The organism is Mammaliicoccus sp. H-M34, from assembly GCF_022386495.1.
GTDB lineage: Bacteria > Bacillota > Bacilli > Staphylococcales > Staphylococcaceae > Mammaliicoccus > Mammaliicoccus fleurettii.
This window is the reverse complement of the sequence record NZ_JAJNIK010000008.1, coordinates 1-16,512: the sequence shown is the minus strand read 5'-3', so window position 1 is coordinate 16,512 and position 16,512 is coordinate 1. Positions and strand designations below refer to the sequence as shown.

Sequence of the window (16,512 nt, the reverse complement as noted above, 5' to 3'; positions counted from 1 at the left end):
GGAGATTTTAAAATTATGGCAGAAGATCGTCGAGTTAGAAAAAGTAAAAAAGCTATTAAAAATGCTTTTATACAGTTATTAAAAGAAAAAAATATCGAAAATATTACAATACAACAAATTTCAGATTTAGCTGATGTAAATAGAGGGACATTTTACTTAAATTATGAAGATAAATATGCGCTGCTTGAAGAAATGGAAGACGAACAAATTGAAAAAATAAAAAGCTTTGCAGATTTTAGAAAATTAGATATAAATAATCAAAATGCTGAAACCTTTATCGAAGACTTTTCAGAAAAAATTATAAAAAATGTCGTTAGGCATATAAGTGAATATCTAGAATTTTATCAAATTATATTTAATTTAGAGAGAAAAAGTAAGATTGAAGAACAAATAGCGGACATAGTGAGAAGTAACCTAATGCATTTAATAGGAAATAAAGAAGATGTCTTTGGTATACCAGTCAATTATTATTTAAGTTATGTAATCGGGTCTATGATGTCGATGATAAAATATTGGGTCTCAGACCATGAACAAGTCTCGATAGATGAATTTGTACAATATATTTCAACAATTGCTTCAACCGGACCATTATCCATAATGAAACGATTAGTAGATGAAAAAAGGGAGAAATAGAGTGTCCGAATTTATCAAGATTGGCACAACATGATAAATAGGATGGGTGAATATTGCAAGACGGGGCAGACATGATAAATAGGGCCCGTGAATTTATCAAGACTGGGCCAACATGATAAATAGAGAGGCTGAACATTGCAAGACAGGGTCGACAAGCAACATAGGGCGTCTGAACATTGCAAGACAGGGTCGACTAGCAACATAGAGCGTCTGAACATTGCAAGACAGGGTCGACTAGCAACATAGAGCAACTGAACATTGAAAGACAGGTCAGACTAGCAACATAGAACGTCTGAATATTGCAAGACGGGGTCGACTAGCAACATAGAGCGTCCGAACATTGCAACACTCGCCCGACTAGCAAAATAGACTTCCAACAAATAAGAAGCTGAGACAAATTAATTGTCTCAGCTTCTTTCCAATATTCTATATATTAAATAAATCGTTAAATGATTCTACCATTGTAGGGTGTGTGTATATATTATCTCTTAATGTTGTATATGGTACTTCTTGGTCCATCGCAAGTTTAATCAAATTAATAATTTCTTCTGATTCTTTACCATATAAACTAGCACCTAATATCAGATTAGTATCTGCGTCTACTACTACTTTAAATAATCCTCTATCGTCATTATTCACTTTATGGCGTGGAATGTTTTTAACTTCAAGTTGTCCTTCTTTAATATTATAGCCTTCTTTTTTAGCTTTACTTGCTGTATATCCAATACGTGAAAGTGGTGGGTCTAAAAATACTGTGTATGGAACGTGTCCTCTATTTTCAGTAGTACGTTGTTTGTCACCTGTTAAATGATCTTTTACAATTCGGTAATCATCTAGAGAAATATAAGTGAACTGTGCGTCGCCTTTAACATCACCAACTGCATATATATGGTCTACTGTAGTTTGTAAGTATTTATTTACTTTAATTTCACCATGATCTCCAAGCTCTATATCAGTGTTTTCTAAAGCAAGATCTGTATTTGGAACACGACCAGTAGCAAGTAATACTGCATCTCCTACAACTTTACCTTGGGATGTGTGTACAACTGGACGATTATCTTCAGTTGAAAATTCTGTAACTTCAGCTTCGTCTATAAATTCAATGCCACTATTTATAAACTCTTCATATATTTTAGATGCTACATCTTTATCTTCAGTAACTAATACGTGTTTATTGTTATTAATCACTTTTACTTTACTACCTAGATTTGTAAAAATAGTCGCGAACTCTAAGGCAATATACCCAGCTCCAACTATTACAAGTTCTTCTGGTAAGTTATCTAGTGACATTATGCCTTTAGAATCATAAATATTTTCAGTAGATTTAATTCCTTTAATGTCTGGTATATTTGAACGATTACCAGTATTAATTATAATATTAGTCGCTTGAATAGTTTCAACAGTTTTATCATTTTTATCTATAAGAATAACTGTTTCATTGTCTTTGAATTGAGCTTTATACGTATATACATCAATGTTGCCATCTGAATCAAGATTATTGAAATTCTTCTTGTTTAAAGCAGATACAACATCTTTTTTACGATTCATCGCTTCTGAAAATGAATGATGCTCAGTACCTTCATGTAATAAAGTTTTACTAGGTATACAACCTACGTTAATACAAGTACCTCCGTACATATTAGAATCTTGTTCAACAACTGCAATTTGTTGACCTTGTCCCGCTAAAAATTTAGCCAGTGTTTTACCAGCTTTCCCAAAACCAATGATTAAAGTATCATAATGTTTCATGAATTTAACCTCCATTTATAGATAAATTGTTATTACCATTATAATCCAATTTTAAGTGTCTGACTATTTTCTTGCACTGTGTGTTGAGAAGAATTTTTTCGAAAAATTCAAGAAAAAAGAGAAATTTTACAAAATTGGTTGACCACTTATGAGGCTAATAAGCTTGTATGTTTGTGGTACTTTTCACAAGTGATGATCTTATACAAATGTGTATTATTACAGTTGTTTTAATTTTTCAATCTGTTAATATACATAACTATATTGAAAGGGAGTTTACTAAAACATGAAATTCAACAAAAATAAAATCAATGTTGTAGATATGAAACAAACTAAGAAAAGTGTTTATGCAACAGGTATTGGTAATGCTATGGAATGGTTTGACTTTGGTCTTTATTCTTATTTAGCAATTATCATCAGTAAAAATTTCTTCACATCTGTTGAAAATGATGAATTGAAATTAGTATTTACTTTCGCTACATTTGCGATTGCATTTCTAATGAGACCACTCGGTGGTATTATATTTGGTCGAATAGGGGACAAACTCGGTAGAAAAACAGTCCTCACCACAACGATTGTTTTAATGGCAGCTTCAACTTTATTAATTGGTCTATTACCAACATACGATCAAATTGGTATTTGGGCGCCAGTACTATTATTAATCGCTAGAATTATTCAAGGCTTCTCAACAGGTGGAGAGTACGCTGGAGCAATGGTATATATTGCTGAATCTTCTCCAGATAACAGAAGAAGCGTCTTAGGTAGTGGCTTAGAAATAGGTACTCTAGCAGGATACATACTCGCATCATTATTAGCTAGTGGTTTATTTATTGGATTATCAGATGCACAAATGCAAGCATGGGGTTGGAGAATTCCATTTATTTTAGGAGCACCACTTGGTTTAGTAGGTTTATACTTAAGAAGAAACTTAGACGAAACACCAATTTTTGAAAATGAAATATCAGATAATGAAGAAAAACCAGAATCATTCGGTTCAATTATTCAAAATCATAAAAAAGACATTTTCGTATGCTTTATCACAGTAGCATTCTTTAATATTACAAATTATATGCTACTGTCATATATGCCATCATATTTAGATGAAGTAATTGGTATTTCTTCTACAGTAAGTACAGTATTAATTACAAGTGTAATGGTCGTAATGGTACCACTAGCATTCTTCTTCGGACGCTTAAGTGACAAAGTAGGCAACAAAAAAGTTGTACTACTAGGAACATTTGGTTTAACAGCATTTTCATTATTAGCATTCTATTTAATGGGACTTAACCAATTAATGTTCGTATCATTAGGTATATTCATACTTGGATTCTTCTTATCAACATATGAAGGCGCAATGCCAAGTTTATTACCAAGCATATTCTATACAGACGTTCGTTACCGTACATTAGCCGTTACATTTAATGTGTCTGTTTCAATATTTGGTGGTACAACACCGTTAGTTTCAACATGGTTAGTACATGCAACACAAAATCCATTAGCACCAGCATATTATTTAACAGCTGTAAGTATTATAGGATTTATAACAATACTAGTACTATTTGAGACAACATCAGGAAAAGCATTAAAAGGATCATATCCGACAGTATCATCTGAAAAAGAATTTGAAAAAGTCGTGAAAAATCCAGAAGATGCATTATGGTGGAACGAGCAAGAACTACAAGACAATAAAGTAAAAGTAGACTAAGATATAGAAGGTCATACTTAGAAATAGAACACCAATCCGTTAATTACGATTAACAGATTGGTGTTTTTTAGTGTGTGGTGGCGCTAAGTTTGAAGGAGTGTTAGGGACATAATTCTGAGAAATGTCCGTAAGAGGTGTTGTAAGGGACATAATTCCGAGAAATGTCCGTAAGAGTGGTGCTAAGGGACATAATTCTGAGAAATGTCCGTAAGAGGTAGTGTAAGGGACAAAATTCCGAGAAATGTCCGTAAGAGGTAGTGTAAGGGACATAATTCTGAGAAATGTCCGTAAGAGTTAGTATCTAAGGAGCACAATTCAGAATTTTGCCAGTAAGAACATTCTAAGGAGCACAATTCAGAATTCTGCCAGTTAGCGCAATCTAAGGAGCACAATTCAGAATTCTGCTAGTTAGAGCTTTCTAAGGAGCATAATCCAGAATTCTGCCAGTTAGCACACGACCTACCAAACCCCGCACCCAAGCCCCGCAACCAAGCCCGCACCCGGACCCAACCACCAGCCCCACTTCCTCCATACAAAAAAGAGCTGGGACAATTTATTTGTCCCAGCTCTTAACATTTATTTACTGAAATCTGGCTTTTTCACAAATAATGATGTGATAAGTCCTAATGCACCTACGACACTTATAAAGTAAAATACAAATTTTACTCCGTGTGCGATGATTTCTCGTTCGCCTAAATCACTAGATCCTCCAGTGACTTGTTGTTGGCCGATTGTGTATAGTGTAATTGCTAATGCTGTACCGGCTGAACCTGCTACTTGCATTAATGTGTTCATTGCTGCTGATCCATCTGCATATAACTGAGGTGGAAGTTGATTTAAGCCGTTTGTTTGTGCTGGCATCATAACCAATGTTACGCCTATAAATAATACGATGAACAAACATAGAATGATCCAAACGGGTGTTGTTGCTGAAATGACGATTGTAAATCCTACACTTGCAATTAGTATTGCTAAAAATCCAGCTATACCAAAGTATTTTGCACCGTATTTATCGAATAGTGATCCTATTACTGGTGATAATGCGAAGTTTGTAGCATTACCTGGTAATAACACTAGACCTGCTAATGCTGCTGATAATAGTAAACTTCCTTTTAAATAAATAGGTAATAAAATGGCTGTTGATAAAATAACGAGCATTAATAAGAAAATCATAATAATACCTAACGTAAACATCGGGTGTTTAAATACTGTTAAATTTATCATCGGTTCTTTCATTTTCGTTTGTCGTGTACTGAACAGAATTAAAGCTATTATAGCTATAAGTAATGGTAACCATACAATTGGAGAAGTGATAGATATTTCTGCCATTGTACTTAAAGCATATATTAAACCTGCGAAACTGATTGTTGATAAAGCAATTGAGATAAAGTCAATTTTTGGTTTCGTGATTTCAGATACATTGCTTATGTTAATGAATGCAATGATTGCTAAAATAACATAAAATATTGCGCTAAACCAAAAAATGAAATGCCAACTTAATGTTGTAATAATTATGCCTGATAAAGTTGGACCAATAGCTGGTGCTAAAGTAATGACTAATCCCATAATTCCCATAACAACACCACGTTTGTTTATTGGAAAAATGTTAAGCATAACTGTCATCATAACAGGTAAGATAATACCCGTTCCTACAGCTTGTATCACACGACCAAGCATTAATACGGCAAATACTGGTGAAAATGCTGCAAATAAAGTACCAATAAATGAAATAATAAATCCACCTAATACAAGTTGTCTCGTTGTAAACCAACGTGTTAAGTAGGCTGAGATTGGTACGAGTATAGCAAGGACTAATAAATAACCAGTCGTTAACCATTGAGCAGTTGGTGCATTTATATCAAAATCTTGCATTACGTTCGTTAAACCCATATTTAAAGCTGTTTCTCCAAATAAACCAATAAAAGCACCTAACATTAATATTAGGGCCATCGTTTTTGGATTTTTGACTTGTACTTCTGCTATCATAATAAAATCTTTAATCTCCTTTTACTAGTGAATACACAATTGTTGTGTATTAATATTTTGCTGAGAGCATATGCAACTAGCAAAAGCATAGTGATATTAGTATTTGTATATATTTCTGTAACACTTGTTTTCAAAAATAACAACTTACTTACTTTAGCAGAATAACGCGTATATTGTCAACCAAGTTTACGAAAATAAAATGTTTAATATAAGTTCATTACCAATCTAGTCATTAACTGCCAATATCATAACAGGCTGAGACAATTAATTTGTCCCAGCCTGTTAAAATTATTTATTAAAGTAAACTTTTATGATTGCATATTAACGATTATTTTCCCTCTAACATGACGTTTTTTTAATTCTTTTAAACCAGCAGGTAAATCTTCTTTTGAAAGTATTTTACTAACCATTGGATCAAGAGAACCTTGTGCAACTTTTTGTAACATTTCATTAGTCATGAAAGATAAGTTTTGTTTAGCTTTTAACGTACCTGCTGAATAAGCTGCTCCTAATGCAACTTCATGTATAGAAGGCGAAAGAGAAAATGGTTTGACATTAGTTAAGTCAGGTGCACCTGCGATATATGCTAGTTGTCCTGAAAAAGCTAATCTATCTAAATCTTTTGTCGCTTCATCTTTACTTATAGTATTAAATATTAAATCTACACCATTTCCATCTGTTTCTTCTTTAATGCGTTCTGTAACACTTTCAGTTTTATAATCAATTACTACATCTGCACCTAGTTCTTTTAACCAAGCATGATTATTCTGTGAAGCAGTAGTTATGACTTTTAAACCTAATTCTTTCGCCAGTTGAATAGCGAAACTGCCAACTCCGCCAGCTCCACCATGAATCAATATATTTTTCTTTTGAAAAGTATTTAATTTTTGATAAATAGTTTGGTATGCAGTTAAACCCGCACACAATATTGCAGCTGCTTGATCAAAAGAAACATTTTCAGGTATTTTAGCTGCAGTATTAGCGTCCACAGCTGTGTATTCTGTGAAGCTTCCTTTTTTATTTAAATCCATGTGACAAGCAATAGCATCACCAATTTTAAAATTTGTAACGTTATCGCCAACTTCAGTAACTACTCCAGCTACGTCAACGCCAGCGTAGTGAGGGTAAGACCAATTTTTGTTTCCAGAAGACTCAATTACCTGATAATCAACAGGATTAAGTGCTGTACTCATTACTTTAATTACGATTTGTCCATTTTCAGCATGAACATCTGGGATATCACCCCAAAACATTTTATCTATGTCTCCGGCTGATTCTATTAACCATGCTTTCATAAATTAATTCCCTCCAATTTAATAATCACCTTGTGAATTAGTAAGTTCATAATTATCGTAGCACCAAATAAAAATATTAAGAAGTAGGCACTTTTAGGTAACTAAGTAGACATTTGAAACAATAATATAGTCATTTATATAAGCTGCCGTCTTTTTAGCTTCTGCAAATACTAGGCTTAAGAATTCTCTATATCCCAATCCATCTTCAATATGTCTCTTAATTTATCTACATTTTCTTTGCCAATTGCTGTGTTGAGCTGCTCTTCTATTATTTTTTTGTGTTGTTTACTTTCTAAGAAGCATGATTCGCCGAGCGCTGTTAGTTGGATGGATTTTTCTTTTTTATTACCGTCTACGTCTTGAATATCGATGAGTCCTTTTTGGTTTAATTGTTTTACGAATTTGTGTACGGCTTGTCTTGATATTGTTACATGTTGAGTGATGTAAGCTATGTTTCGTTTATGTTTATATATTTTAGCCATAATGTACCATTCTGAACTAGAGATGTGTATGTCGTGTGTGTCATTCCACATTTTTTCGATATGTGTACGGACTATGCCATGGCGTTCACTCAATACATCAAATAAATCTAAGTCTTGTAATTCATTATTAGATATCAAATTTGTTCCTCAACTTTCTAATATAGTGATCTTCTCATCTATTCCAAAATATTTTTTTAATAGAATTTTATAATTATCGTGTGTAACAGCTTCTTTTTGTTTATCATTTTGGGTTGTGATTGTTAAATGTTCGTTAGACATACTTACTCTACCATATTGTTTAGGGATTGTAATAATTAACTTTTGAACAAATATAGAATTTGGATTATGTTCGTTAAAGTCTAAATGCTCAATGAAAAAGTCCCATTCTCTAGGTATATCATTTGTCTTGTATGAAGTACGCCAATGGTTCTGAGCTATTTGTTTTTGAAGATGTATAACGCCAGAATCATCTGAAATGGCACAATAATTTCCATTAGTGTCATTAATAATATGCACGTCATCTTGACTTGAAATAGGGATAGCTTCGGTTGGTAAATCTCCAAACCCGACATCGGCTATATAAGATTTATCTAAATGAACGAGTGTAGTCATATGTGAACCATCTCTACTCCAACTATTGTCTGGTGTATGGACTGTACCTGATATTCGATCTAATTCAAAGCCTTTTTCTGTTAAATAATGTTGAAATAGGGTGTTCATTTCATAACAAAAGCCACCACGGTGTTGATGGACAATTTTGTTGAATAAATCATTAGTATCTACAGAAATAGGTGTTTCATTCTGTACGCTTATATTTTCAAAGGGAACGGTGTACATAAATCTTTTAATATAATGGTTTAAACTTTCGAGATTTATTTTATTAAACTTATTAGTATCTATTTTTAAATAATTTTCAAATTGTTGAATATCCAAAGTAGTACCTCCATTAAATTTGTCAATTCTATTATAAGGGATATATGCATAGAATATGTTAATATAAAATTGATATTATACGGTTACATTATAGAAAGCTAGGTAATGCATATGAGAATTGGTGCTATTTCAGATTTGCATATAGATAGAAGTAAAGATTATTATCCGCAAGATTTTGAATACATTTTAACGAACGAAATTAAACGTCTGAATTTGGATATGTTACTCATTGCGGGAGATGTTTCAAATCATTATTTACAAACGGTTCAATTTGTTCAAAATGTAAAACACCATTCAAATATAGATGTCTTGTTTATCCCTGGTAATCATGATTATTGGAAAAGCGAAAAAGATGATAAATCTTCTTATGAAATTTTTGAACATTATAAGTCGCAACCTGAGAGTATTATTGGTAATCCATATATTATCAATGATGATTGGGCAATTGTAGGTCATAGTGGTTGGTATGATTATAGCTTTGCAGACCATGAAAAGTTTAGTCTAGAAAGATTAGAACGAAGAAAATATTATGGCTCAACGTGGTTAGATAAAGAACATATAGATTGGGGAAAGTCTGATCTAGAAATGTCTAAGTTAGCAGCAACCTCTGTTAAAAATGATTTAGAACAAGTAAAAGATAAAAATATTATTTTGATGACGCATATCGTTACACACAAAAGATTTGCAGTACCAATGCCACACAGAATATTTGATTATTTTAATGCGTTTATAGGCACTTCTGATTTTGACCAATTTTATGAAACATATCCAATCAAGTTTAGTATTATGGGGCACGTTCATTTTCGAAGTATAATAGAAGAAAGTGGCGTTCAGTATATATGTCCATGTTTAGGATATCAAAGAGAGTGGAGAACACAAGATTTGGAAACAGAGATGAAGCATACTATACAAATTATTGAAATATAAAAACATACTTCAAAGAATATAAATGATTAAAATAGGTGATAAGATGAAAAAGTATATATCATTATTTGTCATAGCAGGAATTGTACATTCACTGTTCTCGTTATATTGGGGATTTGGTGGAGAAGCAGGGTTAACAACAGTAGGTACTTGGGTATTTACATTAAGTGCAAATTACGGAATTTGGATAAATATAGCCTTATTAATCGTTGCGGTAGTTAAATTTTTAGCAACGATCATGCCATTGACCTTAACAAATCATTTCGATAAAAGAATATATTACGTATCTTTAGTCGGTAGTGTTGTACTTATATTGTATGGCGGTTTAAATACATTAATAGGTTGGCTAAAAATGTTTAAAATAATAGAAATTCATAACTATTACACAGCATTTGGACAAGCATTCGTCTGGGACCCATTGTTCTTATTATGGGGAATAGGATTGTTTGGATATGTGAAGATGCTAAAAATGAGCAAAAGGAATAATGTTGTATGAAGCGGTTAGTCAGATAGTTTGAACTAGGATCATATTGGCAAATCAAATCCGGTCAAAACGCACGAAGACTTTCGAGATATCGTGCGATTCAGGTGAAATCGGGTTAAAACGCACGAAGACTTCAGAGATATCGTGCGATTCGGGTCAAATTCGTCAAAAACGCACGAAGACTCCAGAGATATCGTGCGATTCGAGGCAAATCCGGCAAAAACGCACGAAGACTCCAAAGATATCGTGCGATTCGGCACAAATCGGGCAAAAACGCACGAAGACTTTCGAGATATCGTGCGATTCGGGTGAAATCGGGCAAAAACGCACGAAGACTTCAGAGATATCGTGCGATTCAGGTTAAATCGGGTCAAAACGCACGAAGACTCCAAAGATATCGTGCGATTCGGGTCGCAAAACAGCAAACTACAATATCTTAATTATACGTACTAGCACCCTCAATCTGGATTTTTTCGGATTGAGGGTGTTTTATTTAATTTTTTTATAGTGCTATAATTATCAAGACTAAAATCAGTTGGTTATTGTCTTATAGAAAGGAATGGATATATGTTCTTAGCTTGGAATGAAATGAGAAGAAATAAGATAAAGTTCGGGCTTATTATTGGCGTTCTGATTATGATTAGCTACCTGCTGTTCTTATTATCTGGGCTGGCAAATGGCTTGATGAATATGAATAGGGAAGCGATTGATATTTGGAAGGCAGATGCAATTGTCTTAAATAAAGATGCCAATCAAACGGTTGCGCAATCTTCTGTTAATACTGACGATATCAATGGAAAATTTGATAAAAGTGAAGGTTTAAAACAAACAGCTGTTATCGCAACTGATGGGAAATTAAAAGAAAATGCTACTGTATTTGGAATTGATGCTAAAGGTTTCCTTATGCCTAAGCTAGAAGATGGAAAACTTTTCAAGAAAAATAATGAAGTAGTAGCAGATCATACTTTGAAGACAAAAGGTTTCAAAATAAGAGATGAATTATCACTTTCGAATAGTGATGAGAAATTAAAAATAGTAGGATTCTCAGAAAGTTCTAAATTTAATGCATCACCTGTATTGTTTACGAATGATGAAACAATTAGCAAATTAAATCCCATGCTTAAAGGGGATAAAATCAATGCACTTGTAGTTAAAGATAAAAATTGGAAAGATGCTCAATTAAATAAAGATTTAGAAGTGATTGAAATAGAAGATTTTGTTACTAAATTACCTGGTTATCAAGCTCAGAATTTAACGTTAACATTTATGATTGTCTTTCTATTTGCTATATCCGCAATGGTTATAGGTATTTTCTTGTACATAATTACATTACAAAAGAGAAACTTATTTGGCGTATTAAAAGCACAAGGATTAACGAATGGCTTTTTAGCAAGATCGGTTATGAGTCAAACAATTATTATTGCTTTAATAGGTACATTGATAGGCTTTGGCTTAACAGTGTTAACGGGTGCCTTTTTACCTGAAGCAGTGCCGATTAAATTTGATTATTTAACGATGTCTATATACGGAATTGTATTAATATTAGTAGCAATTTTAGGAAGTTTATTCTCGGTATTAAGTATTAGAAAAGTAGAACCACTGAAGGTAATAGGTTAGGAGGAGCTTGTCATGTTAACATTTGAAAATGTAAGTAAATCATTTAAAGACGGTAATAGAACAATTGAAGCTGTAAAAGCGACAAATTTTAATTTAGAAAAAGGCGAGCTCGTAGCTATTATTGGTCCATCAGGTTCTGGAAAGAGTACACTTTTAACGATGGCTGGCGCATTACAATTACCATCAGAAGGTATGATATCTTTAAATGGACAAGAAATTAATCAATTTAATGAAAAGCAACTTTCTAAACTGAGATTAAAAGAAATCGGTTTTATATTACAAACTAGCAATTTAATCCCTTTTCTAACTGTACAACAACAATTTGAGTTACTTAAAAAAGTAAAAAAAGATGTGATGAATAAAGAAGAGCATTCAAGGCTATTAAAACAACTTGGACTAGATAACATATTAACGCAATTACCAAATGAAATATCAGGTGGACAAAAACAAAGAGTAGCCATTGCAAAAGCGTTATATACCAATCCTTCAATTATACTCGCAGATGAACCAACAGCTTCATTAGATACGGAAAATGCAATAGAAGTAATGGAAATATTAAAAAAAGAAACTAAAGAACTTAATAAATTATGTATTATTGTGACACATGACCAAAGATTAACAACATATTGTGATAAAGTCTTTAAAATGGTCGATGGAGAATTAAAAGAACAATAATAAAAGCAGTGGAAGAATGTTGGACAAGTTTATTGTCTTTGCATCTTCTACTGCTTTTTATATATATGATTATTGATAGCTTCGTAATGCTTGTTCCATAATGTCCCATGCTAAATCAACATCTACTTCTGTAGCGAATTTTGCATTAGGTTCTTTTTGATACGTATTATTCAAATCAACTGACATTGTTCCATATGTTAACGCACTATCTGTTTCGATTTGGATATATGTGTTTTGTAATGTAAATATTTCTGGATTTAATAAATATAATATTGTACAAGCGTCATGAATAGGACCGCCATCCATATCGAATTGTTCTTTATATGTTGATTTGAAGAATTTCAATAATTCCACGACAAAATCTGATACTTTATTATCTATTTTGTTAAAGCGATTGATTACAGCATCGTCTGCTAATAACTGGTGCGTTACATCTAAACCAAAGACTACAACTGGAATGCCACTTTTAAATACTTTTTTAGCGGATTCTGCATCTACCCAAATATTAAATTCTGCAGTTGGTGTCCAATTTCCGAATGTACCACCACCCATAATAACAATTTCTTGTATATTGTCTGCTATTTTAGGTTCTTGAATCAGTGCCATTGCAATATTTGTTAGTGGACCTGTTGCTACTAAAGTAATAGGTTCATTACTTTGCAATACTTGATCAATTATAACGTTTACGCCATGTTCGTTTGTTTCTTTTAAATTTGGCACTTTCGGTAATTGAGGACCATCTAAACCACTTTCTCCATGAATACTTTCTGCAAATGCTGCTTCCTTGATTAAAGGTCTATCAGCTCCTGTTGAAACAGGTATATCCCCTCGATTCATAATATCTAACACATTTAATGCATTTCTTGTATTTTTATCAACTGATTGATTTCCTGCAACTGTTGTAACAGCTAATATATCTAATGAGCTTGACTTGGCACCAGCTATTATTAATGCAATCGCATCGTCGTGACCTGGATCACAATCCATGATGATTTTTCTATTTTGTACCATTCAACCACGTCCTTTTTTAATAAGTTCTTCTAATTTATTATACTAAAGCGGTTTCATGTTAACAAAATAAACGCGTTATAGAATAATATAGGCTAATTAAAAATAAGTCTTGTCTTTTAATAAATTAGAGTATATAATTTTAAATCGTAACCGTTACTATTTATAAAAGGAGTGTACAAGATGAAAAAATGGACAGGAATACTATCAATTGTCTTTGTTCTTACAATGGTATTGGCCGCGTGTAGCCAAACTGGCAACAAAGATAATGATTCAGATAAATTAAAGGTTAAAACGACAGTTTACCCACTAAAATCTTTCATAGAACAGATTGGTGGCAAACACGTAGAAGTTGAATCAATTTATCCAGCAGGTACAGATTTACATAGTTATGAACCAACTCAAAAAGATATTTTAAATGCTAGTAAAGCGGATTTATTTGTATATACTGGTGACGATTTAGATGCTGTAGCTAAGAAAATAGCATCAACTATTAAAAAAGATGATAAAAAACTATCTCTTCAAAATAGTATCGATCAATCAGCATTATTAACTGATCAACATGAACATGGTGATGAAGAAGAACATGACCATGTTCACGAACATGAAGGACATCATCACGGTGGATATGACCCACACGTTTGGTTAGACCCTAAACTTAACCAAGAAATGATTAAAGGTATTAAAGATGAATTAGTTAAAAAAGACCCTGATAATAAAAAATATTATGAGAAAAACTTTAAGAAATTAAATAAAGATTTAACTGATATTGATAAAGAAATGAAAGATATTACGAAAGGTCACCAAGGTCATACAGTATTTATTTCACATGAGTCTATTGGATATTTAGCGAATCGTTATGGATTTGTTCAAAAAGGTGTCCAAAGTATGAATGCAGAAGATCCTTCTCAAAAAGAATTAACTAAAATCGTAAAAGAAATTAAAGACACAGATGCAAAATATATTCTTTATGAAAACAATATTTCATCTAAAATAACTGACACGATTAGAAAAGAAACAGATGCTAAGCCACTTTCATTTAGCAATATGGAATCATTAACGAAAGAACAATTAAATGAAAAAGACCTTTCTTATCAGAAACTGATGAAAGAAAATATTAAAAGCATCGAAAAATCATTAAACGATAAAATTAAAACTAACGATGATAAAAAAGATTCAGCACATGATAAAGCAATTGAACAAGGATATTTTAAAGACAAGCAAGTTAAAGACCGTGAACTTTCAGATTATGAAGGAGACTGGCAATCCGTTTATCCATATTTAAAAGACGGCACCCTTGACGAAGTATTTGAACATAAAGCTGAAGATGGTGACATGTCAGCAAAAGAATTTAAAGAATACTACGATAAAGGTTATAAAACAGATATAGAAAACATAAAAATAGCAGACAACAAGATCAGTTTCACTAAAAATGGCCACACAACAACTGGAGAATACGAATATGATGGACATGACATTCTTAAGTATGAAAAAGGTAATAGAGGCGTGAGATATAGCTTTAAATTAAAAGGCGAATCAAGCGAGGATTTACCAAAATATGTACAATTTAGCGATCATAATATTTATCCTAAAAAAGCGGCTCATTTCCATATATTTGCTGGAGAAGACAAAGATAAAGTACTTAAAGAGTTAGACAACTGGCCAACATATTTCCCTTCAAAACTTTCTAAAGATGAAATAAAAGAAGAAATGCTGGCACATTAAAAAATTATCGTTTATTTGACTTTGATTTGATATATCTATATCTTTACCTTGTATATAAATAAAAGGGGTGAAGAATTTGGTTAAACGATTAATTAGTGCAAATGCTTCAGATATTTCGGGATTTTCTACAGAAGAATTAAAGCAAAGTATTAAAGCGAGTGAAGGCAGAACAGTATTGAGTGAAAATGTTGTTGTACATATGCCAGCTTTAGTACAAGATATTACAAATGCGGAAATGGCATCTGCTTTCGGAGCAGATATGATACTGTTGAATGCTTTAGATGTTATAGAACCAGATATACAAGGGTTATATAATGAAGAATATAAAGGGACTGGAAATGCTGTTCAAGATTTGAAACATCTTGTAGGTAGACCAATCGGGGTTAACTTGGAACCAGTTGACGATAAAGCAAAAATGGCCGAAGTGAAACTAGATATTTCTTCTGGTAGAAAAGCGACAAAAGAAACTTTTGAACAAGCTAAAAAATTAGGCTTTGATTTTGTATGTTTAACTGGTAATCCAGCAACTGGTGTAACAAACGAACATATTTTAGAAGCGGTTAAAATTGGGAAAACACATTTTGATGGATTAATTATTGCAGGAAAAATGCATGGTTCAGGTGTAGATGAGCCAGTCGTTAATTTAGAGGCAATTAAACAATTTGTAGAAGCTGGTGCAGATATCATATTAGTACCTGCTGTAGGAACTGTCTGGGGTGTAAGTGAAGACGAAGTGCGTGAGGCAGTTCAAGTAGCACATCGTAGTGGTGCCCTCGTAATGAGCGCGATCGGAACATCACAAGAAGGGTCAGATGAAGCTACAATAAGAGAAATCGCAATTAAAAATAAAACACTTGGTGTGGATATACAACATATTGGTGATGCAGGTTATGGCGGCTTAGCACCAGTTGAAAATATATATGCACTGAGTAAAGCCATAAGAGGTCAGCGACATACAGTATCTAGAATATCAAGATCTATAAATAGATAATATGAAAAATCCAACTGCAGAGGCAGTTGGATTTTTTTCATTTATTGAAAGATATGTACTTTCTGGACCGATAAAAAAAATTACCGGTCCAGAAACGAGAAATACGGACCGATAAAAAAAATTACCGGTCCAGAAACGCAAAATATGGATCTATAAAAAAAATTACCGGTCCAGAAACGAGAAATACGGACCGATAAAAAAAATTATCGGTCCAGAAACGCAAAATACAGGCCGATAAATAAAATTAGCGACCCGAAAACGCAAAATACAGGCCGATAAAAAAATTTAGCGACCCGAAACCCCATAAA

Annotated in this window: 14 protein-coding genes; 8 read left to right on the top strand and 6 right to left on the bottom strand. The window is 32.8% G+C overall.

The features are described 5' to 3' along the window. Positions 1 to 15: 15 nt before the first annotated feature. Complete coding sequence (locus tag LQ608_RS09940; protein ID WP_239751685.1) at positions 16 to 633, top strand: TetR/AcrR family transcriptional regulator; 618 nt, start codon at positions 16 to 18, stop codon at positions 631 to 633. 426 nt (positions 634 to 1,059) lie between these two features. Here the strand turns inward: LQ608_RS09940 and merA are convergent, their stop codons facing one another. Further along, entirely contained in the window at positions 1,060 to 2,382 is a 1,323-nt protein-coding gene (gene merA, locus LQ608_RS09935; protein WP_239751683.1) for a hypothiocyanous acid reductase MerA, read from the bottom strand. Positions 2,383 to 2,665: 283 nt separating this feature from the next. On the opposite strand from merA, the gene LQ608_RS09930 reads away from it, so the two are divergent. Continuing rightward, a complete protein-coding gene (locus LQ608_RS09930; RefSeq protein WP_239751680.1) occupies positions 2,666 to 4,084 on the top strand; it encodes an MFS transporter in 1,419 nt (472 codons plus the stop codon). A 576-nt stretch (positions 4,085 to 4,660) separates the two neighbouring features. Here LQ608_RS09930 and LQ608_RS09925 read toward each other — a convergent pair. From LQ608_RS09925 to LQ608_RS09910, 4 genes are all read right to left on the bottom strand, one after another. Further along, complete coding sequence (locus LQ608_RS09925; RefSeq protein ID WP_239751677.1) at positions 4,661 to 6,070, bottom strand: DHA2 family efflux MFS transporter permease subunit; 1,410 nt, start codon at positions 6,068 to 6,070, stop codon at positions 4,661 to 4,663. A 308-nt stretch (positions 6,071 to 6,378) separates the two neighbouring features. After that, positions 6,379 to 7,365 carry a zinc-binding dehydrogenase gene (locus LQ608_RS09920; protein WP_239751674.1) on the bottom strand — a complete coding sequence of 329 codons (987 nt, stop codon included), beginning with the start codon at positions 7,363 to 7,365 and terminating at the stop codon, positions 6,379 to 6,381. Positions 7,366 to 7,541: 176 nt separating this feature from the next. Continuing rightward, on the bottom strand, positions 7,542 to 7,985 hold the full coding sequence (locus tag LQ608_RS09915) for a MarR family winged helix-turn-helix transcriptional regulator (RefSeq protein ID WP_078358422.1): 444 nt from the start codon (positions 7,983 to 7,985) through the stop codon (positions 7,542 to 7,544). A 9-nt stretch (positions 7,986 to 7,994) separates the two neighbouring features. Continuing rightward, positions 7,995 to 8,780: an arylamine N-acetyltransferase family protein gene (locus LQ608_RS09910; RefSeq protein WP_239751670.1), complete on the bottom strand. Its 786-nt coding sequence runs from the start codon at positions 8,778 to 8,780 to the stop codon at positions 7,995 to 7,997. Positions 8,781 to 8,891: 111 nt separating this feature from the next. On the opposite strand from LQ608_RS09910, the gene LQ608_RS09905 reads away from it, so the two are divergent. The 4 genes from LQ608_RS09905 to LQ608_RS09890 all read left to right on the top strand — a co-directional run bounded on the left by LQ608_RS09905 (position 8,892) and on the right by LQ608_RS09890 (position 12,480). Beyond that, positions 8,892 to 9,707, top strand: a complete 816-nt coding sequence (locus LQ608_RS09905; RefSeq protein WP_239751790.1) for a metallophosphoesterase — start codon at positions 8,892 to 8,894, stop codon at positions 9,705 to 9,707. A gap of 22 nt (positions 9,708 to 9,729) precedes the next feature. Next, positions 9,730 to 10,200: a DUF3995 domain-containing protein gene (locus LQ608_RS09900; RefSeq protein ID WP_239751667.1), complete on the top strand. Its 471-nt coding sequence runs from the start codon at positions 9,730 to 9,732 to the stop codon at positions 10,198 to 10,200. A gap of 555 nt (positions 10,201 to 10,755) precedes the next feature. Then, on the top strand, positions 10,756 to 11,805 hold the full coding sequence (locus LQ608_RS09895) for an ABC transporter permease (protein ID WP_239751664.1): 1,050 nt from the start codon (positions 10,756 to 10,758) through the stop codon (positions 11,803 to 11,805). 12 nt (positions 11,806 to 11,817) lie between these two features. Next, on the top strand, positions 11,818 to 12,480 hold the full coding sequence (locus LQ608_RS09890) for an ABC transporter ATP-binding protein (protein ID WP_078358426.1): 663 nt from the start codon (positions 11,818 to 11,820) through the stop codon (positions 12,478 to 12,480). A 69-nt stretch (positions 12,481 to 12,549) separates the two neighbouring features. Here the strand turns inward: LQ608_RS09890 and LQ608_RS09885 are convergent, their stop codons facing one another. Further along, complete coding sequence (locus LQ608_RS09885; protein WP_078358427.1) at positions 12,550 to 13,491, bottom strand: nucleoside hydrolase; 942 nt, start codon at positions 13,489 to 13,491, stop codon at positions 12,550 to 12,552. Between the two features lie 180 nt (positions 13,492 to 13,671). Here LQ608_RS09885 and adcA point away from each other — a divergent pair, with 180 nt between their 5' ends. Beyond that, complete coding sequence (gene adcA, locus LQ608_RS09880; protein WP_239751662.1) at positions 13,672 to 15,213, top strand: zinc ABC transporter substrate-binding lipoprotein AdcA; 1,542 nt, start codon at positions 13,672 to 13,674, stop codon at positions 15,211 to 15,213. Positions 15,214 to 15,289: 76 nt separating this feature from the next. Next, entirely contained in the window at positions 15,290 to 16,204 is a 915-nt protein-coding gene (locus LQ608_RS09875) for a DUF7916 family protein (protein WP_239751661.1), read from the top strand. The last annotated feature ends 308 nt before the right edge of the window (positions 16,205 to 16,512 follow it).

Bases quoted from the DNA above. Each gene is read 5' to 3' on its own strand.
- LQ608_RS09940 (WP_239751685.1), top strand. From the start codon at position 16: ATGGCAGAAGATCGTCGAGTTAGAAAAAGTAAAAAAGCTATTAAAAAT.
- merA (WP_239751683.1), bottom strand. From the start codon at position 2,382: ATGAAACATTATGATACTTTAATCATTGGTTTTGGGAAAGCTGGTAAA.
- LQ608_RS09930 (WP_239751680.1), top strand. From the start codon at position 2,666: ATGAAATTCAACAAAAATAAAATCAATGTTGTAGATATGAAACAAACT.
- LQ608_RS09925 (WP_239751677.1), bottom strand. From the start codon at position 6,070: ATGATAGCAGAAGTACAAGTCAAAAATCCAAAAACGATGGCCCTAATA.
- LQ608_RS09920 (WP_239751674.1), bottom strand. From the start codon at position 7,365: ATGAAAGCATGGTTAATAGAATCAGCCGGAGACATAGATAAAATGTTT.
- LQ608_RS09905 (WP_239751790.1), top strand. From the start codon at position 8,892: ATGAGAATTGGTGCTATTTCAGATTTGCATATAGATAGAAGTAAAGAT.
- LQ608_RS09900 (WP_239751667.1), top strand. From the start codon at position 9,730: ATGATTAAAATAGGTGATAAGATGAAAAAGTATATATCATTATTTGTC.
- LQ608_RS09895 (WP_239751664.1), top strand. From the start codon at position 10,756: ATGTTCTTAGCTTGGAATGAAATGAGAAGAAATAAGATAAAGTTCGGG.
- LQ608_RS09890 (WP_078358426.1), top strand. From the start codon at position 11,818: ATGTTAACATTTGAAAATGTAAGTAAATCATTTAAAGACGGTAATAGA.
- LQ608_RS09885 (WP_078358427.1), bottom strand. From the start codon at position 13,491: ATGGTACAAAATAGAAAAATCATCATGGATTGTGATCCAGGTCACGAC.
- adcA (WP_239751662.1), top strand. From the start codon at position 13,672: ATGAAAAAATGGACAGGAATACTATCAATTGTCTTTGTTCTTACAATG.